The 1,156-nt window shown below is 69.7% G+C and carries 1 protein-coding gene; it reads left to right on the top strand.

The genetic code is table 11. From position 1 onward, the window contains the following. Positions 1-1,141, top strand: a 1,141-nt coding sequence (locus tag PV350_RS46650; protein WP_500339315.1) for an RICIN domain-containing protein, incomplete at its 5' end; no start/stop codon positions are given. Positions 1,142-1,156 lie beyond the last annotated feature (15 nt).

Here is a 1,156-nt window from a genome sequence, read left to right as displayed (position 1 = left end):
CGTGGTTGTTGACGTTGTCACCGGTCTCGATCTGCCACTTGCCGCCGTCGACGGCGGCAAGTGGCAGATCGAGACCGGTGACAACGTCAACAACCACGAACGGCAGTACTACACCGCAGGGAACCGCAACGCGGCCCTCGACGGCCAGGGCCACCTCGTCATCACCGCCCGCAAGGAGAACCCCGCCGGTTACCAGTGCTGGTACGGCAGTTGCCAGTACACCTCCGCCCGGCTCAACACCTCGGGCCGCTTCACCACCACCTACGGCCACGTCGAGACCCGGATGAAGATCCCGCGCGGCCAGGGCATGTGGCCCGCGTTCTGGATGCTGGGCAACGACATCGGCAACGTCGGCTGGCCCGCCAGCGGCGAGATCGACATCATGGAGAACGTCGGCTTCGAGCCCGGCACCGTCCACGGCACGATCCACGGCCCGGACTACTTCGGCTCCGGCGGCATCGGGGCGGGCTACACCCTGCCGGGCGGCCAGGCCTTCGCCGACGCGTTCCACACCTTCGCCGTCGACTGGAGCCCGGACGCCATCAGCTGGTCCGTCGACGGCACCGTCTACCAGCGGCGCACCCCGGCCGACCTCGGCGGCCGCCCGTGGGTGTTCAACAAGCCGTTCTTCGTCATCCTCAACCTCGCGGTGGGCGGCTACTGGCCGGGCGACCCCGACGGCAGCACCGCCTTCCCGCAGCAGTTGGTCGTCGACTACGTCCGCGTCACCACCTCCGACAGCGGGGGCGGGGGCGGCTCGACGGGCCGCATCACGGGTCTGGCCGGCAAGTGCGTCGACGTCGCCGGGGCCAACCCCGCCAACGGCACCCCCGTCCAGCTCTACGACTGCAACGGCACCGCCGCCCAGCAGTGGACCACGGCCTCCGACGGCACCCTGCGCGCCCTGGGCAAGTGCCTGGACGTCAAGGACTTCGGCACCGCCGACGGTTCCCAGCTGCAGCTGTGGGACTGCGGCGGCGGCACCAACCAGAAGTGGGTCCTCTCCGGTGCGCGCGACATCGTCAACCCGCAGGCGAACAAGTGCCTGGACGTCACCGGCAACAACTCCGCCAACGGCACCCGGCTCCAGTTGTGGACCTGCACCGGCGGCGCCAACCAGAAGTGGACGCTGACCCCTTGACCCCCTGACCCCGTG

This window comes from Streptomyces sp. PA03-6a (genome assembly GCF_033792765.1).
GTDB lineage: Bacteria > Actinomycetota > Actinomycetes > Streptomycetales > Streptomycetaceae > Actinacidiphila.
This window is presented reverse-complemented; position numbering and strand designations above follow the sequence as displayed.